We start from the raw sequence: 23,531 nt of genomic DNA on the forward strand, positions 1-23,531 counted from the left end.
TATGGAAGATCCGACCCTCAAGCCGGACGTGCGCCGGATGACGCCGGAAGAACTCGCCGCCCGCAAGAAGCGGAACCTGTGGCTGGGTCTGGCCCTTGCCGGTTTCGTCGTTCTGGTGATGATCACCACCATCATCCGGCTGGCAACCGGAACAGGCATTTCGGGGCGGATGTAATGGGTCTGTCGAACGCAAGGATTGGTCTGATCGCGGGCGGATTTGCCGCCGGTATGCTGACGCTCGCCTTTGCGGCAGAGCCGCTTTATTCGGCTTTCTGTGAAGTGACCGGCTTTGGCGGCACCACGCGGGTGGCTACCGAAGGCCCGAAGGAAATGCTCGACCAGACGGTTGAGGTCCGCTTCGACGCGAATGTGGCCGATACGCCGCTGAAATTCCGCGCGCTGCAGGGGCCCCAGACGGTCCAGATCGGCCAGCATGGCCTGGCCTTCTACGAGGTCACCAACCCGACCGACCGCGAAATCCGCGTCATCGCGAGCTATAATGTGACGCCGCACCTGGCGGGGCCGTATTTCAACAAGCTGGAATGCTTCTGCTTTTCTGAGCGCGTGATCGCGGCCGGGGAAACGCGCAAGCTGCCGGTGGTCTATTTCATCTCGCCCAACATGGTCGAAGACCGGGTGGCGAAGAATCTCGAAACTATCACACTCAGCTACACTTTCTTTGACAGTGGCACGTATAACGGGCCGCGCACCGAAGTGTCCGGGCCTGTGCCTGCAGCGGCGCCTGACGCGCCGGCGGGCGGGGGTGCGGCAAATCCGGCCACGCCGGGCTGAAACAGTTGCGAAAAGGCGCGCGCAAGCGATAAACAGCGCCAAAGTATTGTGGCGATTCCGGAGGGGATTGAGAAAATGGCCGGCGGCGACGTCAAACACGATTATCACCTGGTGAACCCCTCGCCGTGGCCGCTCCTCGGCTCGCTGGCGGTCACCGTTCTCGCAATCGGCGGTGTGACCTACATGAAAGGCCTGTTTGGCCTGGCTGAAGGCACCTGGTGGCTCATGGCCATCGGCTTTGCCATGGTCATCTGGGTCATGTTCGGCTGGTGGGCAACCGTCATCAAGGAAGGCCGCGTGGGCGATCATACGCCCGTGGTCGAGATCGGCCTGCGCTATGGCATGATCCTGTTCATCGCCTCCGAGGTGATGTTCTTCGTGGCCTGGTTCTGGTCCTTCTTCGAATTCGCCATCTTCTGGGATGCCCGCGTCGGCGCGCACTGGGATTCGGCAAACGCGCTGTTCCAGGAAGGGCTTGAGCGCTTCAAGCAGTTCCCCCCCGAAGGCGTCACGATGTTTGACCCCTTCCACCTGCCGCTGATGAACACCCTCGTCCTGCTGCTCTCGGGCACCACGGTCACCTGGGCCCACCATGCGCTGGCTCATGGCAACATGAAGAGTGCAAAGCTCGGCCTGATCGTTACGATCCTGCTCGGCCTCGGCTTCACCGGTCTTCAGGTTCTCGAATACAGCCACGCGGCCTTCTCGTATGACGGCACGCTCTATGGCTCGGCCTTCTTCATGGCCACGGGTTTCCACGGCGCCCACGTGGTGATCGGTACGATCTTCCTGATCGTCTGCCTGATCCGCATGTATGCCGGCAACCTGACGCCGAAGAAGCATCTCGGCTTCGAATTTGCCGCCTGGTACTGGCACTTCGTGGACGTGGTGTGGCTCTTCCTCTTCGCCTTCGTCTATGTGGCTCCGTGGCTCATCCATGGCGGCAGCGGCCACTAAGTCTCTGCGCCGTCCCAAGGGGCGGTAAGGGATGACACAATCTGGCCCGCCGGTGTTTCAGCGCTGGCGGGCTTTGTCTTTCCGGGGACGTGCTTGTCCCGATTTGTCCTGGATCCGACCGATGATGTTCCGCCCCTTACCCGTCATGACCGTGCTGAGCGTGATCGCGTTCGCCATCCTGATCATGTTCGGCAACTGGCAGTGGGGGCGCTATGCGGAGAAGATGGCGCAGAAGGGTGCCGAGCCGGACTGGGCCGAGATCGCCGGCACCACGCTGCCGGGCACCGAGAAGATCGTCTATGCCTATGCCGATGGTGACGCCGCCTGGCGGCAGGTGACCGCGTTCGAGACAGCAGAGGGCATCCTCTTCCTGCCGCTGACGATTACCTATTCGATCGAGCCGCCGCCGGTGAACCCCGCCGGCGAGCCCCAGACGCTGACGCTGCGCGGCCTCTGGCATCCGCCCCAGCGGCGCAACGCGTTCACCACAGAGGATGATCCGGAGAAGGGCATCTATTATGCGCTGGACCCCGAGCGGCTGGCCGCCTCGCTGCCGGCGGATCTGGCGGCGCGGGTGATCCCCCGCGTGTTCGAGCCGGAAACGCTGATCCGTGCGGACTATCCGGCGCCTCAGCCGGTCGCCAACCCTCTGCTGATGCCGGGCGACAGCGCGCGCCTGCCGCCAGAGCGGCATTTTGGCTATGCAATCACCTGGTGGGGCCTCGCCATGGCGCTCGCCGGTGTGTATCTGGCCTTCCATTACCAGCGCGGGCGGCTGCGCTTCAGGCGGGAGACGAGTAAGTGAAGTATATCTCGACACGGGGTCAGGCAGAGCCTGTCGATTTTGCCGGCGCGTGCCTTGCCGGTCTTGCGGCTGATGGCGGCCTCTATGTGCCCGAAAGCTGGCCGCAGATTGCGCCGGCCACACCCGGCAAGCCCTATGCCGAAACCGCCGCGCGCATTCTCTCTGCCTTTGCCGGCGACGCCATCCCCAAGGATGTGATGCGCCAGCTGTGCGAGAAGGCCTATGGCCGCTTTGCCCACCGCTCTGTAGCGCCGCTGACGCAGGCTGGCCCCGGCCTCTGGCTGATGGAACTGCACCATGGGCCGACGCTGGCTTTCAAGGATGTGGCGATGCAGATCATCGGCCAGATCTATGACTATCTCCTCGGCCTCTCGGGCCAGCGGATGACGGTGACCTGCGCGACTTCCGGCGATACCGGCGGGGCCGCTGCCGGAGCGTTTGCCGGGGCGAAGAATGTGCGCCTGGTGATCCTGCATCCGCATGAGCGGGTCTCGCCGGTGCAGCGCCTGTTCATGACGACCACGGGCGCGGAGAACGTCCTCAACATCGCCGTGGACGGAGACTTTGACGACTGCCAGTCGATGGTCAAATCGATGTTTGCCGACAAGGCGTTTGCCGCCAGCATCGGCCTTTCGGGCGTCAACTCCATCAACTGGGCACGGATTGCGGCGCAGGCGGTCTATTACGCCACCGCCAGCGCGCAGCTCGGCCACCGGGCGCTGCGCTTCGTGGTGCCGAGCGGGAATATGGGCGACGCGCTGGCCGGCTATGTGGCGGCCCGCTGCGGCCTGCTTCCGGGCGGCCTCGAAATCCGCTGCGCGGTGAATGAAAACGACACGCTGGCCCGGGTGTTCAACACCGGCCGGATGACCCGCCAGGCCGCTGTGGCAACGCCCAGCCCGGCGATGGACATTGCCGTGCCGTCCAATTTCGAGCGCCTGCTGTTCGAAGTGACGGGCCGCGACGCGGAGGCTGTGCGCCGGACCTACGAAACCTATGCCCAGGCGGGCGAGGCAGAGCTGCCGGAGACGGCCAGGGCGCGCCTCTCCTGCACCGGGCTTTCCGCCGCTTCGGTGAACAATGCCGATACGCTGGCCGAGATGGAGCGGTTCCGCACCGAGACCGGCTGGCTGATCTGTCCGCATACGGCGGTTGGCACGCAGACGGCACGGGGCCTCAAGCCCTCGGATGCGGCGGCGACCGTGGTGCTGGCAACGGCAGCGGCGAGCAAGTTCCCCGAAACGGTGAAGGAAGCGACCGGCGAAGACGCCCCGCTGCCGAGCCGCTGCGCCGAGCTTCTGGGCCGGGGCGAAGTGTTCGAGCGCTTTGCCTCTGATCCGGCGGCGGTGCGCGCCCGCATTGCGGCCTTCGCAGGCTAGGCCGGGTCCATGGCGTTTGTGCCGCTCGATACGGTTATCGCGGCAGAGCGGCTGGTGCTGATGGCGCCGCGCAAGAGCGACTATGAAGACTGGGCCGCGCTGCGCACGGTGAGCCGCGCCTACCTTGAGCCGTGGGAGCCAAGCTGGCCGGCCGATGCGCTGAGCCGCAAGGACTGGCAGCGGCGCGTCACCGCCTGGACCAAGGCCTGGAAAGCGGGCACGGGCTATGTGTTCCTCATCCGCCGGCTGTCTGACAATGCGCTGCTGGGCGGTGCCTCTCTGACACAGGTGCGCGGCTGGCCGGCCAACAGCGCCAGCCTCGGCTACTGGATGGGCGAGCCCCATGCCGGCCAAGGCTATATGAAGGAAGCGGTGAAAGCCCTGTGCACATGGGCGTTTCCGATGCTTAACCTCGCCCGGATCGAGGCGGGGATCGTGCCCGAGAATGACCGCTCCCGCGGGGTTCTGGAAGGCACGGGATTTGCTGAAGAGGGACGGGCGAGCGCATACCTCGAGATTGCGGGCGTGCGCCGAGACCATATCCTTTTCGCTCTCGTCAGGGGCGATATTCGCCGCTAGGTAACGAGAACACATGGCAAAACGCACCCCCAAGGAACCCCAGGGCAGCTGGCACTGGCGCGGCGAGGCTGGCCGCCTCCTCATCGAGGCACAGACCGGCACGCTGTTATCGGATCTCTCCGGGGACTGGTCTCTCGATGCGCTGGAGAAGATGGTGGAGGGGCTGAGCCGGGGGCGGCTGGCCAAGGCGCTGTCGACCGGTGAGGGCGGCCCGGTGCGCTGCGGCCTGCGGCTCTCCAACGGCCGGGACGTGCATTTCGTCGGCGCCTTCGTCAGCGACAGCGAGGCGCGCGGCATGCTGCTGGCCGGGGAAACCTTCCCCGAGATTGACCCCAGCGATATGCGCCCCGGCCCGGATCTCGCCCCGGTCTACCAGCCGATCATTTCGCTGCGCGATGGCCGGGTGGTCGGCTTCGAGGCGCTGGCGCGCTGGGACAGCAATGAAGAGACCGTTCCGCCCAGCCGGTATGAAGATCAAGCGCTGGCGTCCAACATGCTGATCCGCTCGGCCGAAACCCTGTCGAACCTGCGGGAGGGGGCAAAGCGCGACGACCTCTTCATGCATGTGAACCTCACCGCGCGGGAGCTGACCAAGAGCACGCTGCCGGCGCTGATCGAGGCGCTGATGAATGGCTACAAGCTGCCTGAGCGGGCGCTGCGGATGGAGCTGACCGAGCAGGCCGCCCTGCGCGACGAGACCCATGCGCTGGCCGCCGCGATGGCGCTGAAGGCTGTGGGCGCGGGGCTGGTGCTGGATGATTTCGGCACGGGGCATTCCTCCTTCGCCTGGCTGGCCGACCTGCCGTTTGACAGCCTCAAGATCGACCATGGCCTGACCAGCCGTCTTGGCCAACACCGCAATGACACGATCCTCTCCACCATCACGCTGCTGGCCAGCCGGCTGGGCATGTCCTCGACTGCCGAGGGCGTGGAAGCGCGTGAAGATGCCAGCCGCCTGCGGGCGCTCGGCTTTGACTATGCCCAGGGCTTTGCCTTTGCCCGTCCGATGGACGCAGACAGCGCGCTGGCTTTCCTGAAAGGATGACGAAATGAGCCAGGCAACGCCCCAGCACCGCGCGATTGCAGATTACCTGACCGATGCCTTTGGCGGCGAGATCAGGGTGATGGGCCAGTCCTATCATGATGGATTGTCCGTGAACGTGCTTGTCTCTTCCGGGGCGCCGGAGGGGGATTATCTTTCCTGCTCCACCATCGGCCTCAGCGACCGGGAACTGGTGCTGGAGGATGAGCCGATGGGCTTTGGCGTGGAGCTGTGCGGGGCGCTCTATGCGGACGAAATGCCGTTTGTGGAGATGCTGGCCGATATTGCCCATGAGGTGCAGACCGGTGAATGGAGCATTGGGCTGGGCACGATCCTGCCGGATGTGGTGCAGGCCTATTTCCCCGGCAGCACGATGCAGCATCTTCTGCTGGTGCATCCTTTCTTCTGGGATGAAGACTTCGGCGTGTTCGAGCAGGATGGCCGCAAGACCGTCTGGCTGCAGATCATTCCGATTTCGGGCAGCGAGTTTGAACTGGCCGAGGAAGAAGGACTTGAAGCGCTCGAAGATAAGCTGGAAGCCTCCGGCGCCGATGTGTTTGACCTGCTGCGCGCGCCGGTGGTGTGACGCCGTCAGGCATTGCCCGCATTTGACTGAAGCCGCGAGAGGTCTACGCCCATCCGCGTGAGGGCGTGGCGCCATTTGTGTTCATAGGCGTCGCCGAAGACGAGATCGGAATCGGGCGCGCCGACCAGCCAGGCATTCTGCGCCAGTTCCTGTTCGAGCTGGCCAGCGGCCCAGCCGGCATAGCCGAGCGCCATGACGAATTTGCGCGGCGGCGCCGATGAGGCAATCGCGGCGAGGATTTCGCGCGTGGCCGTCATGCACAGCTCATCCTCCACCTCCATCGTGGCGCCGTCACAGATCACGTCATCTGTGTGCAGAACAAAGCCGCGTTCGGTGGCCACCGGGCCGCCCTCCAGAATGGCGACGCCTTCCAGATCAGCCTCCTGGGGCACATCCATCTGGTCGATGATTTCCTGCAGGTCGATGCCCTCCATCGGGCGGTTCAGCACGATGCCCATGGCGAAATCCGGCGTGTGGGCACAGACAAGGATCACCGATCGCTCGAAGCGCGGGTCGCCGATGCCGGGCATGGCAATCAGCAGCTTGCCGGTGAGGTCCGTTTCAATCTGCATGTCGTGCTCCGGCCACCGAGGCTGGGGCAGGTAGCGGGCATTTGCAAGTGAAAATCCGGTGGGTCAGGCTGCGAGGGCAGGCTTTTTCCGGCGCTTGCGCCTGGGTTTGCGCAGGAAGGTCCAGGTTCCGGCAAGGCCGAGAACGGTCAGGGAGAGGCCGGTGAGGAAGGAGAGGAGATCATAGAGGCGCCCGCCAATCCCGGCCGAATGCAGGGGATAGAGCGCGTTGAACACCCGGTCGGCGCGTGAGAGGGCGCGGCCATCTTCGGTGGCGAGGGGGCGGTTGGTGGCCGGGTCCATCAGCACATAGGTGCGCCCGTTCTGGTGCCACTCGCCGGGCTGGCGCAGGCGCAGGGAGGCCGGGGCGCCTTCGCTGCGGGGCGGGCTGGCAAGGCGCGGATAAGCGCCGGGGAAGGCCTCCTGGGCGGCGGCGAGGGTGGCGGTCCAGTCGGTGGTGCCGGGCCCGGCGGCGAGGCGCGCCGAGGGCGCCTCGGCGGGGGTGAGGGTGACCACCTTCAGCACCGCGCGCACCGGGCCGGAATAGACCATGGCGAACCCGGTGAAGGCGATGAGAATGATAGGCAGGGCGAAGATCACGCCGAGGTCGCGGTGCTGGGCGAGGAGGTCGCGGCGCAGGGCCGATTTCGGCCAGACGCGCCAGGCGAACATGCGCAAGGTAGGCCAGACGATGATAAGGCCGGTGATGGCGAGGATAACCGCCGCCCCGCCGGCCACCCCGGCGATGAGCTTTCCGGTGTTGCCGGCCAGCAGATAGTGGTGAAGGTCAAACAGCCAGTCTTCGGGCCGGCCGTTCTTGGCCCAGCGCGCAACCGTCTCGCCGCTGCGGTCGATATAGGCGCCGCCGCCATCCCGGAAGACCGCCTTGTGCAGGCCGAAATGCGCATCGCCGAGGGAAACGTATTGCAGTCCTTCAGGGCCATAGGTGGCCTCGATCCGGTCGAGCACCGGGCCGAGGGTTTCGGGGGCCAGAGAGACCGCCTCGCGCGCCTCTGGAAAGACGGCGCGCAGATAGTCCTTCTTGAACACCAGCAGGGACCCCGACAGCCCCAGCACGGCAATCAGGAGAGACAGAACGGCGCCCGCCCAGGCGTGCGCCGTTCTCAGAAACATCATCAGCCTCAAAACTTCTTCTCGAAGGCAAGGGCAATCACCCGGCCCCGGCCCGCGAAGAAGCGGGTGTTGCTGGTGGGCTGAACGGTCTGGCTGTCATAGGTGACGTATTGCTTGTCGAAGAGGTTTGACGCCGAGAGGGTGATGTCGCCGAAGCCGGCTGAATAGCGCAGGAAGGCATCGGCCAGGGTGTAGCCGTCAAAGTCTGTATTGGCGGCCAGGCCATCGAAGGTGCGGTCGAGATAGGACCGGGTCTGCACACGGACGGAATAGGGGCCGGCGGAATAATCGGCGGCGAGGTTTACCCGGTCCGGGCTGATATTGGCGCCGTCAAGGTCGGTGTCGACGCGGTTGTCATTATTGGTATCGGTGCGGCCGTTGAGCATGGCATAGCCGCCCGAAAGGCGCAGGCCGTCCAGCGGGGTATCCCAGGCGCCGGAGAGTTCCAAGCCATCAATCTCCGTGCGGCGGCGCTCAACCTCGAACACGTCATTGCGCAGTACAAGGATCGACCCAAGTTCGGACTTGCTCCAGAAATAGGCTGCCGAAGCAGAGAGCGGGCCGCGCCGCCATTCGAGGCCAATCTCGGTATTGTCGGAGATCACCGGCTCGACATTCAGGAAGGTATCGACATCCTGGCCGGGCGTTTCCACGCCGCGCAGGATGCGGCCGACATCAGCCATGGTGAAGCCTTCGGCATAGGAGGTGTAGGCGGTGAGGCCGTCAATGACCTCCACGGTGACGCCGGCATTTATGAGGGTTTTCTCGAACTCCGGTTCGCCGCCGCCCACCTGTTGCGGGCCGTAGGAGTAGAGGGTTTCATAATCGTTCACCTTCAGCTTCGCGATCTCATGGCGCAGGCCGGCGGAGAGGTGAATGCGCTCGCCCCAGAGGGCCTGGTTGAGCTGAAGGAAGGGGGCGTAGGAGGTGAACTCGGTTTCCGGAACCCAGTTGCGGTCCGTGAGAACCAGTTCCTGATAGGTCTTGTCATTGAGCACATCGAGGCCGCCCATCACGCGCAGGCCCGGCACAGCGTCCATTTCGCGCTCATAGGAAACGCGCAGGCCCTTCTTTTCCGAATTGTTCGCAGACTGATCGAACAGGGTGCCGACCGGCGCGATGCGCGGGTCCTGGAAGGAGGCGAACGAACCGCCGCCATAGATGGCTTCAAAATCCTGATAGAAAAGCTGGCCGGTCAGCGTGCCGCCCAGCACATCCTGGTCGGTATAGGTCAGCGAGGAGGTGAGCACCTTGTTGGTGGGGATGATGCCTTCCTGCTGGCCGCGCACGGTGGTCGTCGGCGTATTGGTGGCGCGGGAGCCGTTGACGAGCACATAGTCCCCATCGCCTTCCAGCTCGAAATGCTGGGCCATCAGTTCCAGCCGGCGGGCGCCGCCAAGATCGATGCCGGCCTTGCCGAAGAAGGAGAGGCTTTCGGAATCCTGCAATTCCCCCTGGGCGCCATCAACGCCGATGCGGCGGCCATCGCCGCTATAGAAAGCGCCGCGCTTCTGCTTGGCGATGCCGAGGGTTACGTCGAGGAGGCCGAAATCACGGCCCGCCAGAGCGCCGGCGCGGTAGTCATAGCCATCGCCCTGGAAGTCGTTGGAGGCGGAGATCTGGCCCATCAGCTTGCCGGTCCAGCCTTCGCCCTCCTTGGCGGCCGGGGCGGTGACATAGTTCACCACGCCGCCGGTGGCGCCGATCCCCTGAATGGCGTTGGAGCCGAAGATGACTTCCACCCGGTCGATGAAGAAGGGGTCGATGGTGTGGCCTTCGCGGCTGCCATCGCGCAGCGGGTTGGACTGGGGCACCCCGTCGATCAGGTAGAGCGGCTTGCGGCCCCGCAGGGATTCGCCCGCGCCGGACAGCTTCTCCCGCGTGGGGGAGAAGGAGGGCACCAGCGTGGAGACGACATCGACCGCCGAGCCGGTGAGCTGGGCCTGGAGGGAGAGTTCCTCATCGCTGATGATCTGGATGGTGTTGGGCAGGGCTGAGGGCGGCAGGGTGGTGCGCGAGGCGGTGACGATGATGGTCTGCTCGACCTTGGTTTCGTCTGTGGCGGCCTCGTTTTCCTGCGCGGTGGCGGTGGCCGACATCGCCAGAAGGGCGGCGGCGCTGACGCCAATGAATCTGTTCATGGGGGCTCCTGAAATCTTTCTGTCTGGAGAAAACCCGTCTGCCATAGTCGAAAATGACAATCATTCGCAATGCGTCAATTGAGATTCTTTCGCAGATTCTGCAGCCCGTTGCGCGGGGATCACAATCGGCCCCGCGCCTCTGACGGCCCTTTCAATGCCGCTTTGCCCGGTGGCGGAAGGGGCGGCGGCGATCCTGGGGCGGGTTTGGCGGTTTTCCGGGTTGGGGGGAAACGACACGGATTGCCGGCTGCCGGGCGGGCAAGCATTGCGGGACGCGCCGGAGCGGCCTATCTCCTGAGGCCAGCAAGGAGAAAACTGCCATGGCGATCAAAGTGGGCGACAAACTGCCGGAAGCGACTTTTATGGAAATGACCGTGGATGGGCCAAAGCCCGTGACCACGGCTGAGGTGTTCGGCGGCAAGACCGTTGCCCTGTTCGCCGTGCCGGGGGCCTATACACCGACCTGTTCGGCCCGCCACCTGCCGGGCTATGTGGACAAGGCTGGCGACTTCAAGACCAAGGGCGTGGATGACATCGTCTGCACCTCGGTGAACGATGTGTTCGTGATGGGCGCCTGGGGCAAATCCTCCCATACCGATGAGAAGGTGCGGATGCTGGCCGATGGCAATGGCGCCTTTGCGCAGGCGCTTGGCCTGGAGCTTGATGCGTCCGGCTTTGGCATGGGCAAGCGCTCGCAGCGCTATTCCATGCTGGTGAAGGACGGCGTTGTGGCCGAACTGAACGTGGAGCAGGGCGGGGAATTCAAGGTCTCCAGCGCCGACTATCTGCTCGGCCAGCTCTGAGACCGGCTGAAGGGCGCGTTTAAGCGCCTGTTACCGAATACGGCGATGATCGGCCTGCCGCGGGGACGTAGCGGGCCGATTTTCATTGCGGATTTATTGAAAAACGGCAAACTCTCCCCAAGTCTGATTTGATATCAACGTGGAGAGGGACCCATGGACATCGTATTCGTCACCTTCGTCGTCGCCCTGGCTGTGGCGTTCATCCTGCTGTTCTCGGCGCTGAAATTCGTGCCGCAGGGCTATAACTGGACCGTGGAACGGTTTGGCCGCTACACCAAGACGCTGGCGCCGGGGCCGCACGTCATCGTGCCCTTCATCGACCGGATCGGCCGGCGGATGAACATGATGGAGACCGTGCTGGATGTGCCCCAGCAGGAGGTGATCACCAAGGACAACGCCATGGTCTCCTGCGATGCCATCGTGTTCATCCAGGTGATTGATGCGGTGCAGGCGGCCTATGAGGTGAACAACCTCACCCATGCGATCACCAACCTCTCCATGACCAATATCCGGACCGTGGTGGGCTCGATGGACCTCGATGAGGTGCTGTCGAACCGCGACGAGATCAATGCGCGCCTCCTGGGCACGATTGATGCGGCGACCCATCCCTGGGGCGTCAAGGTGACCCGGATCGAGATAAAGGACCTCACCCCGCCCGCCGACATTACCGAGGCAATGGCCCGGCAGATGAAGGCCGAGCGCCTGAAGCGGGCAGAAATCCTGACCGCCGAGGGGGAGAAGCAGTCTGCCATCCTGAAGGCCGAGGGCCAGAAACAATCGCAGATCCTGGAGGCCGAGGGCCGCCGCGAGGCCGCCTTCCGCGACGCCGAGGCGCGCGAGCGGGAAGCCGAGGCAGAAGCGAAGGCCACCGCGATGGTTTCCGAGGCGATTGCGCGGGGCGATGTCAACGCCATCAACTACTTTCTGGGCCAGGCCTATGTGGCCGCGTTCGAGAAGCTGGCGACCTCCAGCCAGCAGCGCACCGTGATCATCCCGGCCGAGTTCTCGTCGATCCTGGGCACTATCGAAGGCATCCGTGGGCTGACGGACTCGGCGAAGGCTGCCTCGGCCACGCCGCGGCCGCCGGGCGGGGCTGTGCCGCCCACACGGACGGGCAGCTGAGCCCCGGCCGGTAGACAGAGGAGTTCCTGAACATGGACGCATTGCTGGCAGGGGTGACATGGTGGCACTGGCTGGCGCTGGCGCTGATCTTCTTCGGCCTGGAGATGATCACCGGCACGTATGACTTGCTGATGGCCTCGATTGGCGCGGTGCTGACGGCGATCTTTGCCGCCGTGGCGCCGGAGGGGATGGCGGGCTGGCACGGGCAGGTGATCGTATTCCTGGTGGCCGCGATTATCCTGATCATCGGCAGCCGGATCGTTTTCCCCGGCCTGCGCAAGGCGGCGCCGGAACACCCCACGCTGAACAAGCGGATGGCGCAGCTGGTGGGCCAGCGCGGACAGGCGACGAAGGATTTCGTGGCCGGGGCCGGGCAGGTGAAGATCGGCGATACGGTGTGGGGCGCAGAGGCCGTTCCGGGCGAGCCGCCGATCCTGGCGGGCGACGCGATCATCGTGGCGGAGACCCGCGCCAATACGGCGGTGGTGCGCAAGGGCTGAGGCTTCCCAGCCTTTCGGAATTGAAAAAACCCCTCCGGCAGCGGAGGGGTTTTTTATATGCAACGCCTGTATCCTCCCCAGCGGGGCTGGGGAGGCGGGCGGCGGGGATTTTGCCGTGCGTCAGGAGGTATTGGGGTGGGCGGGGAAGAGAGGCGCAACCGCCGCATTAAGATCAATCAGGAGGCTGATGAATTGCGGATCGGTTTCTTCGCCGAGGCCGGAGGGCCTCTGAAAGGAGATGGGCAGCGGCGGAAGCGCGCCAATCTGGCGGTGCTTTTCGGCTTCCTTCTCCTGGCGGCGGAGAAAACGTTCGGCTTCGCGCTCGGGATTGCCCATGGCGAAGGCCAGCGCGTCCAGCCGGCACAGGAAACGCTCCTGCAGGCGGGCAGCTTCTTCGGTGGGGCTTCTGAGGGGGCGCAGCGGCGCAAGGGGGCGGCAGGGGCGATCCATGGCGGCGGCCTGCAGCAGGCTGCGGCGCAGCTGGTCTGCGGCGGTATCGTCCGCCTTCGAACGGCGCTGGGGTTCCTTCATGCTGAAAACCGGCGTGCGCGAAGATTTTCTGGCGCCGCCTTCCGGGGGCTTGCGCGGCGAGGCTTGCGGCGGGGCCGGGGCGGAGGCCGCAGCCGGGATGAGCGCGGCCAGCGGGGGCAGGGAGGCGGCGATCAGCAGGATGGCGCGGCGCATGGCCGCCTCGGCCGGGATCAGCCAGCGCTGCATCAGCATACGGACGAGGGAGACAGGAAGGATCGCGCCTTGGCCTGCGGGCAGGCGGTCTTCGATTTCCGTCACCAGAGACAGCGCAAAGCTCCGTGCACGGCTGATGAGGCCATCATGGGCTGTCTTATGGCTGAGGGGGCGAGGCGAATGATCCATGCCCGGAGAATAGCATGGACCGGGAGGGGGTGGATAAGGCGGGGGTGTTTTTGGGGGAGGGGATTGATTTGGTTTGGGTTTTTGGGGTTTGGGGGGTGGATAGGCTTCGTTTTTTTTTAAGAGCGCCCCCACCCTAGCCCTCCCCCATGTCTGGGGGAGGGGACGTGTTGCGTTTGGGGTGAGGTTGGATCAGATATCCAGCTCTTCGACGAAGGCGGCGTTTTCCTGGATGAAGCGGAAGCGGAGTTCGGCTTTCTTGCCCATCAGGGTGTTGATCAGGTCGGCGGGGCCCATTTCGTCGTCCATGGTGGCCGGCAGGGTGACGCGGGCGAGCGTGCGGGTGGCCGGGTTCATGGTGGTCTCTTTAAGCTGGGCGGGGTTCATCTCGCCCAGGCCCTTGAAGCGCGTCATGTCTACCTTCTGGTTGCCCTTGAAGTGTTCCTTCATGATCCGGGCACGGTCTTCATCATCCATCGCGTAATGGATGTTGCCCTTGTTGGAGAGGCGATAGAGCGGCGGCATGGCGAGGAAGAGGCGGCCCGCCTCGATCAGGCCGGGGGTCAGCCGGTAGAAGAAGGTGATCAGCAGCGAGGCGATGTGGGCGCCGTCCACGTCCGCATCGGTCATGATGATGATGCGGTCATAGCGCAGCTCATCGATGTTGAACTTGCGGCCAAGCTCCGTACCCAGAGCAAGCGAGAGGTCAGCCAGTTCCTGGTTGCCCATCAGCTTGTCGCCCGACGCGCTTTCGACGTTGAGGATCTTGCCGCGGAGCGGGAGGATGGCCTGCGTCTCGCGGTTGCGGGCCTGCTTGGCGGAGCCGCCGGCCGAGTCGCCCTCGACGAGGAAGAGTTCTGTGCCTTCCGGGCCCTTGGCAGAGCAGTCTGCGAGCTTGCCGGGCAGGCGGAGTTTCTTGGTGGCGGACTTGCGGCTGATTTCCTTCGCCTTGCGGCGGCGGGCGCGCTCATCAGCGCGGTCAATCGCCCAGGAGAGGAGCTTGTTGGCCTCCTTGGGGGAGCCGGCGAGCCAATGGTCGAAATGGTCCCGCACCGCGTTTTCCACAAGGCGGAAAGCATGGGTGGAGGAGAGCTTGTCCTTGGTCTGGCCGACGAACTCAGGCCCCCGGATGAAGACCGAGAGCAGGAGGCCGGAATGGCCCATGATGTCTTCGGCGGTGACTTCGGTGGCTTTCTTGTTGCCGGTCAGCTCGCCGAAATTGCGGATGCCCTTGGTGATGGCCGAGCGGAAGCCGGCCTCATGCGTGCCGCCTTCGGGGGTCGGGATGGTGTTACAATAGGAGCGGGAGAAGCCGTCAGCATCGCCGAAACCGGCCTGCGTCCAGGCGATGGCCCATTCGACCTTGCCTTCGGCGCCCATGTCGACGAGGCCCGTGAACGGGGTTTCGGTGATCGTGCCTTTGTCGCCGAAGACTTCGGTGAGCTGGTCGGCCAGGCCATTGGGATAGGAGAGGACGGCTTCGGCGGGGACTTTGGAATCCTCGGGCAGAAGCTCGGGATCGCACGCCCAGCGGATTTCAACGCCGCGGAAGAGGTAGGCTTTCGAGCGCGCCATCTGGAAGAGACGCTGGGGGCGCCAGCGGAGTTTGTCGCCGAAGATCTGGAAGTCGGGCTTGAAGCGGACGGATGTGCCGCGCCGGTTGGGGGCGGCGCCGACCTTCTGGAGCTTGCCGAGGGGCTGACCGCGCGAGAATTCCTGGCGGTAGAGTGTGCGGTCGCGGGCGACTTCGACTTCCACATGTTCGGAGAGGGCGTTGACGACCGAGATGCCCACCCCGTGCAGGCCGCCGGCGGTGGAGTAGGCTTTGTCCGAGAATTTGCCGCCCGAATGCAGCGTCGTCATGATGACTTCGAGCGCTGATTTCTTGGGGAATTTCGGGTGCGGGTCGATCGGGATGCCGCGGCCATTATCCGTGACGGTCAGGAAGCCGTCGGCGGCGAGCTTGATCTCGATGCGGCTGGCATGGCCGGCGACGGCTTCGTCCATCGCATTGTCGAGGACTTCGGCGAAGAGGTGGTGCCAGGCACGCTCATCGGTGCCGCCGATATACATGCCGGGGCGCTTGCGGACGGGCTCAAGGCCCTCGAGAACCTCGATATCCTTGGCGGAATAGCCCGCCGTGCCGGCCAGCAGGTCGTCTTGCTTCATCTGCCGCGCTGAGGACATGGGGCCGCTTCTCCGTCTTCTGAAAACGCCGGGGGGACCGGCGGAATTGTGCAGGCAGACAGGAGGGTAAATTCCTTAACGTTCCGCTAAGGTTTGTTAACCTTCGGCCTTCTGCCAAGGGGGAACATCTGGCGGGGTTTGCGGGGTGGGGCAAGGGGGCGGTGTGCGTTGCCGCGCCGGGAACGGGGGAGGAGAAGAGTGAACGCGGGGGTAAGCGCAATTCACAACATTGTTGAGCAGCGTTCAGCTTGAAGGGTTAAGGTGGGGTTTCCACATTCCGACTGTCGCCCGAAGGATGCTCTGACCGGTGTTTTGAGGGTATAACGGGTTGCCGCTCAGCGGGGCCCGAATCAAAGGAGGCACTAAGATGCCAAAAACAAAGACAGTGCCGGTGTTGCCGCTTCGGGACATCGTTGTTTTTCCAGACATGGTCGCGCCGCTGTTTGTCGGCCGTGACAAGTCTGTCCGGGCGCTCGAGATGATCGACGAGTCCGATAATGAAATCATGCTGGTGGCCCAGAAGGATGCGGCCATCGACAATCCGGTTTCCGATGACCTGCATGCCACCGGCACGCTGGCCACCATCTTGCAACTCCTGAAGCTGCCCGACGGCACCGTGAAGGTGCTGGTGGAGGGGCGCACGCGCGCCCGCCTTGTGGAGCTGCACGACCGGGTGGAGTATTTCGAAGCCGAGGTTGAGGCGATCCCCGAGGCCGAGCCGGCGAGCTCCGATGTGCAGGCGCTGATGCGCGCCGTGCAGGAGCAGTTCGAGAGCTATGTGAAGCTCAACCGCAAGATCCCGCCAGAAGCGGTCACCACGATCAGCCAGCTGACCGATCCTGGCCGGCTTGCCGATCAGGTGGCGTCGAACCTCTCGGTGAAGCTCTCCGACAAGCAGGAATTGCTGGAGATGGCCGAGGTGAAGGACCGTCTGGAGAAGGTCTTCTCGCTGATGGAGGGCGAGATGGGCATGCTGCAGATGGAGCGGAAGATCAAAAACCGCGTCAAGCGGCAGATGGAAAAGACCCAGCGCGAATATTACCTCAACGAGCAGATGAAGGCGATCCAGCGCGAGCTGGGCGATCAGGGCGAAGGCTCTGACCGCGACGAGCTGGCCGAGCTGGACCAGAAGATTGCCGACACCCCGCTCAGCCATGAGGCCCGCGCCAAGGCCGAAGCCGAGATCAAGAAACTGCGCCAGATGTCGCCGATGTCTGCCGAATCCACGGTTGTGCGCAATTATCTCGACTGGCTGCTGTCGCTGCCCTGGGGCAAGCGCAAGGATATCGAGACCGACCTGGTCAAAGCCGAGCATCAGCTCGACGACGACCATTATGGCCTCGACAAGGTGAAAGAGCGTATTCTCGAATACCTCGCCGTGCAGAAGCGGACCGGGCGCCTGAAGGGCCCCATCCTCTGCCTCGTCGGGCCTCCGGGCGTGGGTAAAACCTCGCTGGGCCGCTCGATTGCCGAAGCCACGGGACGCGACTTTGTGCGCGTGTCGCTGGGCGGCGTGCGCGACGAAAGCGAGATCCGCGGCCACCGCCGGACCTATATCGGCTCCATGCCGGGCCGGATCATCCAGAGCCTGAAGAAGACCAAGAGCGGCAACCCGCTGTTCCTGCTCGACGAGATCGACAAGATGGGCATGGACCATCGCGGCGATCCGGCGTCGGCCCTGCTTGAGGTGCTCGATCCAGAGCAGAACTCGACGTTCAACGATCACTATCTGGAGGTCGACTATGACCTGTCGGACGTGATGTTCGTGACGACGGCGAACTCGCTCAACATGCCCCAGCCGCTGCTGGACCGGATGGAGATCATCCGTATCGCCGGCTACACGGAAGACGAGAAGCTGGAGATCACCAAGCGCCACCTGGTTCCGCAGGTGCGGGAGGATCATGGTCTCAAGGAAGAGGAATGGATCGTCACTGACGGCGCCATCCGCGACCTTATCCGCTACTACACCCGTGAAGCGGGCGTACGCAGCCTGAAGCGCGAAGTTTCCCGCCTGGCCCGCAAGGCCGTGCGCGAGATTGCCACGCAGAACCTGCCGAGCCTGACGATCACTTCGGACAACCTCGCCCAGTATGCCGGCGTGCGGAAGCATCGCTATGGCCTTGCCGACGACACCGATCAGGTGGGCGCCGTGACCGGCCTTGCCTGGACGGAAGTGGGCGGCGACCTCCTCACCATCGAGGCGGTGAAAATGCCGGGCCGGGGCGCGATGAAGGTGACCGGGAACCTGCGCGATGTGATGAAGGAGTCGATCCAGGCGGCGAGCTCGCTGGTGCGCTCGCGCTCGGTGGACCTTGGCATCAAGCCGACCGTGTTCAACACGACCGACATCCACGTGCACGTGCCTGATGGCGCCACGCCGAAGGACGGCCCGTCTGCCGGTATCGCCATGACCACGGCCATCGTCTCGCTGCTGACCGGGGTTCCGGTCAACCGCGAAGTGGCGATGACCGGGGAAGTGTCCCTGCGTGGCCGGGTGCTGCCGATTGGCGGTCTCAAGGAGAAACTGCTCGCGGCCCTGCGCGGCGGCATCAAGACGGTGCTGATCCCGAAGGAGAACGAGAAGGATCTCGACGAGATTCCGGAGAATGTGAAGACCGGTCTGAAGATCATTCCGGTGTCGGACATTCAGGAAGTGCTGAAACTGGCGCTGACCGGACCGCTCGCCCCGATCGAATGGTCGGAAGAGGATGAGGCCCGCCTGCAGGCGAGCCTTGGCGGCGGACCAAGCAATTCCGGCGATGCCGACGCGGTGCGCACGCACTAAGGCCCGCCTGAAGGCTGAAACATATGGAAAAGCCCCCTCCGGAAGGAGGGGGCTTTTTTCGTTCGGGGGCAGACGATTTTGCTTGCCGGGACGGGCGCGCGCTCAGTCCGCAGTTTTTCGCGGCGTGGCGAGGCCGGGGGCGGCGAAGCCGCCGGAGGGGTGGCGCCGGTAGGTGAAGAGTTCGGCTGGGCGCCCGCCGGTGGAGGTTTCCATCTGGCCGGTGCCGGTGACGAGCTGTGTCTTCTCCAGCGCGCGGCGGAAGTTCTGCGTGTGCAGGGGCAGGCCGAGGATGGCCTCGACCGCGCGTTGCAGTTCGCTGAGGGTGAAGCGGTCTGGCATCAGCTCGAACACGACCGGGCGGTATTTGATCTTGCTGCGCAGCCGGGAGAGGCCGGTGGCGAGAATCCGTCTGTGGTCGGATGTCATGGCGGCGCCGAGGCGGATGCCGGCTTCGGGCAGCCCGGCATCGCGCGCACATTCGGCCACGAGGCCCGCCTCATAGAGCAGCTCGTAGCGTTCCAGCACGCGCTCCTCGATCCAGCGGGCATTGTCCAGGCCAAAGGCGATGCGCGCGCGTTCGGCCCGCTGTTCATTGCCCGCCGCCCAGGTTTTCAGGCGCGGGGCGATCTCGGCATCGATGAGGGCGGGGCGGCCGCTGCGATGATCTTCCCACGGAAAATACTGATACCAGCTGCGCCAGCGCGCCTCGAAATTGGCGGCCACAGGCTTTTCTTCCGGCGTCAGCGCCAGATAGCCGACCGAGATGACGTGCGCGTTTGGCGGCGCGTCCACCACGCTGGCTTCGGGCGTTTCGCGGTCCTTGTCGCCGAAGGTGTAGAGCTGTTCGACATAGCCGAGTTCAAAGCCGGTCTGTTCGCGCACCCAGCCGCGCAGGGAGAGGTCGAACGTGCGGTGATTGTCGGGGTCGAACGGGCCGAAGGGCAGGGCTTCCTCGCCGCTTGGCCGGCGGGTGACGAGCACATGCGGCTCGCCCTCCTGGATGGCAACCATCACGGCCGAGAGGCCAATCAGCAGCGGCGAGCCAGCGGGCATCAGGCGGCCTCCGCCGCGAGTGCGTCCTGGATATCGTCGAAGCGTTTGAGGAACGCCTTCTGGGCATCGGGGGCCGAGAGCGGCTTCAGGCGGAATTTCATCCCTTCGGGCGGATGGCCGAAGAAGCCGTCCGACTCTGCCTCGCTGAAGCCGGCAAGCTGGGTCGCCTCGAACCAGGCGCAGATATGATCGGCCTTCTTGATGAGCTTCTTGAGCTTCACCGGCGTGACGGGTTTCAGGCCGAAGCGGATGTGGATCGCCTCCTGCAGGCGGGCCTCGATGTCCTTGTAGCTTTCGCCCAGCAGCGCCTTGAAGGGGGAGATCATGTCTCCGATCACATATTCGGGGCTGTCATGCAGCAGGGCCGTCAGCCAGGCATCGGGGCCGAGGCCGGGCTCCAGCTTGCGCACGATCTGCTCGACCACCACGGAATGTTCGGCCACCGAGAAGGCATGTTCGCCGCGCGTCTGCCCGTTCCAGCGGGCCACACGGGCAAGACCATGGGCGATATCCTCGATTTCCACATCCATGGGCGAGGGGTGCGCCAGATCAAGACGGCGGCCAGACAGCATCCGTTGCCAGACGCGGGGGGGCTTAACAGAACGCTTCAAAGGGTCGGCTCCATGGGGGGCATCTTAAGGGATTGGTAGTACGGGTAAATAAACGGCGGCAATACGGTTACAAACTCGCCTTGTTTATGCCCCGCTTTGCCAATGACGCATTAAGGCCTGTCAGGCATAACCCTTGCAACAGAGGCAATGGTCCCGAGTTTTCCGTGGGTCGCGCCAACAGGCAAGTAGAGTAACGGGTGAGCCGCGTAATGATTGACATCCTGCACCAATTCGCAACCGGACCTGGTTTTCCTGTCGCTGTTCTGGTGTGCGGTGCTGTCATAGTGGTCACCGAAGCGGCCCGCGCCAGCCGCCGCGCCCTGTGGGGCGACCTGTTTACCGAAGACTTCGACGAGTAGGCTTTTCCGCCAAACCCAATCTCCGGCTCATCCCCGCCTGCGCAGGGATGAGCGGACGGAGGACGCGGCGTGTCTGCTAGGTGCGCTCCACGAATACCGTGCCGGCTGAATAACCTGCGCCGAAGGAGCAGATGAGGCCTTTCTCGCCGGGGGAAAAATCCTCCGAGTGCAGATGGAAGGCGATGATCGAGCCGGCCGAGGACGTGTTGGCGTAGGTGTCCAGCACCGTGGGGCTTTCGGCTTCGCTGGCTTCGTGGCCGAGCACTTTCGATGAGATCAGCCGGTTCATGTTGGCGTTGGCCTGGTGCAGCCACATGCGCTTCAGTTCGGCAGCCTTGAGGCCGAGTTCGCCGAGATGCGCGGTGATCATCTCCGCCACCATCGGCACCACTTCCTTGAACACCTTGCGGCCTTCCTGGACGAACAGCTTGTCGGGCGCGCCGATGCCGTCGGGGGCGGCGCGGTTCAGGAAGCCGAAATTGTTGCGGATATTGTTGGAGAACTGGGTCTTCAGCTTCGTGCCGAGGATCTTCCAGTGCTTGGCCGGGGCGAAGGCCTCGTCCTCGACCAGGATGGCGGTGGCCACATCGCCGAAGATGAAATGGCTGTCGCGGTCGGTGAAGTTGAGGTGGCCCGAGCAGATTTCCGGGTTCACCACCAGCACCGAGCGGGCATTGCCGGAGCGGATGAAATCGGCGGCCGTCTGGATGCCGAAGGTGGCCGAGGAACAGGCGACGTTCATGTCGAAGGCAAAGCCCTGAATGCCGAGCGCGTCCTGCACCTCGATGGCCATGGCCGGATAGGCGCGCTGCATGTTGGAGGCCGCGCAGATCACCGCGTCGACATCCCTGGGGTCGCGGCCGGCACGTTTCAGCGCGTCGCGGGCAGCCAGCACAGCCATTTCGGCGAGAACCGAAATCTGGTCATTGGGCCGCTCGGGAATGCGCGGGGTCATGATGTCGGGGTCGAGGACGCCTTCCTTGTCGATGACATAGCGGGCCTTGATGCCCGAGGCCTTCTCGATGAACTCGACGGAGGAGTGGGGCTTGGGCTCCAGCAGGCCGGAGCTGATATCGGCGGCATTCTCGAGGTTCCAGCCGTCAGCCCAGGCATTGTAGCTTTCGACAAGCTCTGCATTGGAAATCGAGTTGGGCGGGGTCCACAGGCCTGTGGCGGAAATCACGGGGCTCGGCATAGGGGTCTCCGGGGGCGCCCGTCCGCCCGCAGGCGTCAGGCCCTTCTTGCTAAATCCTTATTTTGCAAGCTGTAACGCGCGTTGCGGGGCCAGCACAAGGCTGACCCGCTGTCCGGGACGCCGGAAGAGGGCTTACTTGTCGACCTGGCCGGGGCCGCCATAGACCTTGCGGTTCAGTTCCCGGTCTTCGGCAGCGCGGACGTTTTCCTCCCAGGCCTCTGACTCCTTGTCATATTTGGCTTTTTCCGCCGCGATCACGGTTTCGCGGCAGAGGCGGCGCTCATCGGCGTCCACCTTGTCCTGGCAGGCGGAGAGGGCCTTGGCTTCGGCCCGGTCCTGCCAGGTGGTGCAACCTGCGGCGGGAATCAGCGCCAGAAGGGCGCCCGCGGCAGCAAAACGGCGCATCATCATGGACCTTTCTTGCGGTCTTTTTCCCGCTTGGTTGTGAGGGCGACATCCGCCACCATGTTCTGCATGCACCGGGCGCGGTCTTCATCGTCCTGGATGCTGGCGCAGGCATCGAGCGGATTGGCATAAGCGTTCGATGGCGCGCCGCTCGCGCAACCGGCGACACCCGACAGAATTCCCACTGCCGTGACAAACATAATCGTTTTCATGATCTCTCCCGCACACCCTTGTGACGGGGACACCCTACCTCATGGTCGTTGACCATGCCAACAGCCTGAGCCCATGCGTAGACAATTGTGGGCCCGACGAATTTGAAGCCGCGCTTCTTGAGGTCTTTCGACATCTTCTCCGACCAGTCCATGCTGGTGGGGGCTTCGCGGAAATTCTTCCATTTGTTGATGATCGGCTTGCCGCCGACAAAGCCCCAGCAATAATCGGAAAAATCCTCGCCCGCCTCCATCATGCCCAGATAGACCTGCGCATTGCCGATGACGGCCTCGACCTTCTTGGGGCTGCGGATGATGCCGGGATTCTGCAGCGCTTTTTCGGCGCGTTTGGGGGTCCAGCGGGCGAGCTTTGCCGGGTCGAAGCTGTCAAACTCCTGCCGGATGCTCTCGCGCTTGCGCAGGATGGTGATCCAGGAGAGGCCCGCCTGCATCCCGTCAAGCTGCAGCTTTTCCCACAGCGCGCGGGGATCGCGCTCGGGCACGCCCCACTCTTCGTCATGATAGGCGCGGTAGAGCGGGTCTGTGACCGGCGCCCAGCCGCAGGAATGGGGTTCACTCATCGGCCTTTGCCTCCAGATGGGCTTTGACTTCGGCAATCAGCCAGGGCGCGCCTTCGATCTCGGCGGAGGCTTCGTTGACGGTGACGGGCTGCTGGCCGGCGATGGACTGGGCGAACCGGTCTGTGCGGATCAGGGCGAGCGCTTCGCCGGCGGCGGCGCTGGTGATCTGGCCCAGTACCAGCGCCCCGGCGCGGACTTCGGCGCCGGGCGTCAGGCCTTGCCCGCGCAGGCGGACGGTGCGCTTGCGGATGAGGCCCTTGCGCTTCATCCGGCTCGCCACTTCCTGGCCGACGAAACAGCCTTTCTTGTAGTCGATGCCGTTCATCAGATCCATGTTGATGTCGGTGGGGAAGACTTCGGCGGCGCGGTAGTCGCGGCCCCATTCGGGGATGCCGGCGGCGATGGTCAGCGCGTCCCAGCCTTCGAGCGGGGGGGCGGCTTCTGCGGCGGGGGCCACGGCGCGGCGCGGCAGCTTTGCGCTGCGCGGATCGGGGGCGCCGTCTGCGCTGATGGCGGAGACCAGCGCCTCATCCCGGACAAGCTCGACCGCCGAGCGCAGGCGGAACATCTTCAGGCGTTTGAGCAGGTCTTCGGCGGCATCCTGATGCACATCGATCAGCACGCCGTCTGCCGTGCGATGGGCGATATAGTCGGCAATGATCTTGCCTTGCGGGGTGAGCAGGGCGCCGTAGCGCGCTTCGCCCTCTGGCCAGTCCATCACCTTGTGGGTGACCGTGCGCTCCAAGAGGGCGAGCGTGTCGGGGCCGGTGAGGCGGAGAATGGCGCGGTCTGGAAGGCGGTGCATGGGCCTGATCTAAGGCCGCCCGGCGGCGGCCGCAATGCCTGCGTGGTCTGCGGCCGGAACGG

General features: G+C 64.4%; 25 protein-coding genes. 13 read left to right on the plus strand and 12 right to left on the minus strand.

Going from position 1 to position 23,531, the window contains the following annotated elements; translation table 11 throughout:
- Position 1: 1 nt before the first annotated feature.
- From BBF93_RS19665 to BBF93_RS04115, 8 genes are all read left to right on the plus strand, one after another.
- Positions 2-175 (plus strand): hypothetical protein, encoded by a 174-nt coding sequence (locus tag BBF93_RS19665; protein ID WP_199285919.1) that lies wholly within the window; start codon positions 2-4, stop codon positions 173-175.
- Positions 175-792, plus strand: coding sequence for a cytochrome c oxidase assembly protein (locus tag BBF93_RS04085; RefSeq protein WP_035598782.1), 618 nt, complete (start codon positions 175-177; stop codon positions 790-792). The genes BBF93_RS19665 and BBF93_RS04085 overlap by 1 nt, the downstream gene beginning before the upstream one ends.
- A gap of 75 nt (positions 793-867) precedes the next feature.
- Positions 868-1,749 (plus strand): cytochrome c oxidase subunit 3, encoded by an 882-nt coding sequence (locus BBF93_RS04090; protein WP_035598780.1) that lies wholly within the window; start codon positions 868-870, stop codon positions 1,747-1,749.
- 121 nt (positions 1,750-1,870) lie between these two features.
- Positions 1,871-2,554 (plus strand): SURF1 family protein, encoded by a 684-nt coding sequence (locus BBF93_RS04095; RefSeq protein WP_162174039.1) that lies wholly within the window; start codon positions 1,871-1,873, stop codon positions 2,552-2,554.
- Positions 2,551-3,933, plus strand: a complete 1,383-nt coding sequence (gene thrC, locus BBF93_RS04100) for a threonine synthase (RefSeq protein WP_114105050.1) — start codon at positions 2,551-2,553, stop codon at positions 3,931-3,933. The genes BBF93_RS04095 and thrC overlap by 4 nt, the downstream gene beginning before the upstream one ends.
- Before the next feature lie 9 nt (positions 3,934-3,942).
- Positions 3,943-4,512 (plus strand): GNAT family N-acetyltransferase, encoded by a 570-nt coding sequence (locus BBF93_RS04105; RefSeq protein WP_051612552.1) that lies wholly within the window; start codon positions 3,943-3,945, stop codon positions 4,510-4,512.
- A gap of 13 nt (positions 4,513-4,525) precedes the next feature.
- Positions 4,526-5,557, plus strand: coding sequence for an EAL domain-containing protein (locus tag BBF93_RS04110; RefSeq protein WP_035598774.1), 1,032 nt, complete (start codon positions 4,526-4,528; stop codon positions 5,555-5,557).
- A gap of 4 nt (positions 5,558-5,561) precedes the next feature.
- Positions 5,562-6,140, plus strand: a complete 579-nt coding sequence (locus BBF93_RS04115) for a suppressor of fused domain protein (protein ID WP_114105051.1) — start codon at positions 5,562-5,564, stop codon at positions 6,138-6,140.
- A 5-nt stretch (positions 6,141-6,145) separates the two neighbouring features.
- Here BBF93_RS04115 and BBF93_RS04120 read toward each other — a convergent pair whose 3' ends face one another.
- The 3 genes from BBF93_RS04120 to BBF93_RS04130 form a co-directional block, all read right to left on the minus strand.
- Positions 6,146-6,712 carry a YqgE/AlgH family protein gene (locus tag BBF93_RS04120; protein ID WP_035598768.1) on the minus strand — a complete coding sequence of 189 codons (567 nt, stop codon included), beginning with the start codon at positions 6,710-6,712 and terminating at the stop codon, positions 6,146-6,148.
- Between the two features lie 63 nt (positions 6,713-6,775).
- Positions 6,776-7,846: a PepSY domain-containing protein gene (locus tag BBF93_RS04125; RefSeq protein ID WP_114105052.1), complete on the minus strand. Its 1,071-nt coding sequence runs from the start codon at positions 7,844-7,846 to the stop codon at positions 6,776-6,778.
- A 5-nt stretch (positions 7,847-7,851) separates the two neighbouring features.
- Entirely contained in the window at positions 7,852-9,984 is a 2,133-nt protein-coding gene (locus BBF93_RS04130) for a TonB-dependent receptor (protein WP_114105053.1), read from the minus strand.
- Between the two features lie 320 nt (positions 9,985-10,304).
- Between BBF93_RS04130 and BBF93_RS04135 the strand changes: the two genes are divergently transcribed.
- The 3 genes from BBF93_RS04135 (at position 10,305) to BBF93_RS04145 (ending at position 12,409) form a co-directional block, all read left to right on the plus strand.
- Positions 10,305-10,787, plus strand: a complete 483-nt coding sequence (locus tag BBF93_RS04135; protein ID WP_114105054.1) for a peroxiredoxin — start codon at positions 10,305-10,307, stop codon at positions 10,785-10,787.
- A 153-nt stretch (positions 10,788-10,940) separates the two neighbouring features.
- On the plus strand, positions 10,941-11,909 hold the full coding sequence (locus tag BBF93_RS04140; protein WP_035598753.1) for an SPFH domain-containing protein: 969 nt from the start codon (positions 10,941-10,943) through the stop codon (positions 11,907-11,909).
- A 32-nt stretch (positions 11,910-11,941) separates the two neighbouring features.
- On the plus strand, positions 11,942-12,409 hold the full coding sequence (locus BBF93_RS04145; protein WP_114105055.1) for an NfeD family protein: 468 nt from the start codon (positions 11,942-11,944) through the stop codon (positions 12,407-12,409).
- Between the two features lie 120 nt (positions 12,410-12,529).
- Here BBF93_RS04145 and BBF93_RS04150 read toward each other — a convergent pair whose 3' ends face one another.
- Both BBF93_RS04150 and parE read right to left on the minus strand, forming a co-directional pair.
- Positions 12,530-13,282 carry a hypothetical protein gene (locus BBF93_RS04150; protein ID WP_114105056.1) on the minus strand — a complete coding sequence of 251 codons (753 nt, stop codon included), beginning with the start codon at positions 13,280-13,282 and terminating at the stop codon, positions 12,530-12,532.
- A 189-nt stretch (positions 13,283-13,471) separates the two neighbouring features.
- The gene (gene parE, locus BBF93_RS04155; protein WP_114105057.1) at positions 13,472-15,466 is read right to left on the minus strand and encodes a DNA topoisomerase IV subunit B; all 1,995 of its coding nucleotides are present in this window, start codon (positions 15,464-15,466) and stop codon (positions 13,472-13,474) included.
- A 367-nt stretch (positions 15,467-15,833) separates the two neighbouring features.
- Here parE and lon point away from each other — a divergent pair, with 367 nt between their 5' ends.
- Complete coding sequence (gene lon, locus BBF93_RS04160) at positions 15,834-18,251, plus strand: endopeptidase La (RefSeq protein WP_114105058.1); 2,418 nt, start codon at positions 15,834-15,836, stop codon at positions 18,249-18,251.
- Positions 18,252-18,353: 102 nt separating this feature from the next.
- Here the strand turns inward: lon and BBF93_RS04165 are convergent, their stop codons facing one another.
- On the minus strand, positions 18,354-19,304 hold the full coding sequence (locus BBF93_RS04165; protein WP_035598741.1) for an NAD regulator: 951 nt from the start codon (positions 19,302-19,304) through the stop codon (positions 18,354-18,356).
- Positions 19,304-19,876 (minus strand): YfbR-like 5'-deoxynucleotidase, encoded by a 573-nt coding sequence (locus tag BBF93_RS04170; RefSeq protein WP_035598738.1) that lies wholly within the window; start codon positions 19,874-19,876, stop codon positions 19,304-19,306. Before BBF93_RS04170 ends, BBF93_RS04165 begins: the two co-directional genes overlap by 1 nt.
- A gap of 248 nt (positions 19,877-20,124) precedes the next feature.
- On the opposite strand from BBF93_RS04170, the gene BBF93_RS19450 reads away from it, so the two are divergent.
- The gene (locus tag BBF93_RS19450; RefSeq protein WP_157532788.1) at positions 20,125-20,274 is read left to right on the plus strand and encodes a hypothetical protein; all 150 of its coding nucleotides are present in this window, start codon (positions 20,125-20,127) and stop codon (positions 20,272-20,274) included.
- Between the two features lie 76 nt (positions 20,275-20,350).
- Here the strand turns inward: BBF93_RS19450 and BBF93_RS04175 are convergent, their stop codons facing one another.
- The 5 genes from BBF93_RS04175 to BBF93_RS04195 all read right to left on the minus strand — a co-directional run bounded on the left by BBF93_RS04175 (position 20,351) and on the right by BBF93_RS04195 (position 23,469).
- A complete protein-coding gene (locus BBF93_RS04175; protein WP_114105059.1) occupies positions 20,351-21,469 on the minus strand; it encodes a beta-ketoacyl-ACP synthase III in 1,119 nt (372 codons plus the stop codon).
- Positions 21,470-21,601: 132 nt separating this feature from the next.
- Entirely contained in the window at positions 21,602-21,880 is a 279-nt protein-coding gene (locus tag BBF93_RS04180; protein WP_114105060.1) for a hypothetical protein, read from the minus strand.
- Positions 21,877-22,086 (minus strand): hypothetical protein, encoded by a 210-nt coding sequence (locus tag BBF93_RS04185; RefSeq protein ID WP_035598730.1) that lies wholly within the window; start codon positions 22,084-22,086, stop codon positions 21,877-21,879. Before BBF93_RS04185 ends, BBF93_RS04180 begins: the two co-directional genes overlap by 4 nt.
- Entirely contained in the window at positions 22,083-22,664 is a 582-nt protein-coding gene (locus BBF93_RS04190) for a DNA-3-methyladenine glycosylase I (protein ID WP_114105061.1), read from the minus strand. Before BBF93_RS04190 ends, BBF93_RS04185 begins: the two co-directional genes overlap by 4 nt.
- Entirely contained in the window at positions 22,657-23,469 is an 813-nt protein-coding gene (locus BBF93_RS04195) for a folate-binding protein YgfZ (protein ID WP_114105062.1), read from the minus strand. The genes BBF93_RS04190 and BBF93_RS04195 overlap by 8 nt, the downstream gene beginning before the upstream one ends.
- Positions 23,470-23,531 lie beyond the last annotated feature (62 nt).

The sequence above is a fragment of the Hyphomonas sp. CACIAM 19H1 genome (assembly GCF_003325995.1).
In the GTDB taxonomy this organism is placed as follows: Bacteria; Pseudomonadota; Alphaproteobacteria; order Caulobacterales; family Hyphomonadaceae; genus Hyphomonas; species Hyphomonas polymorpha.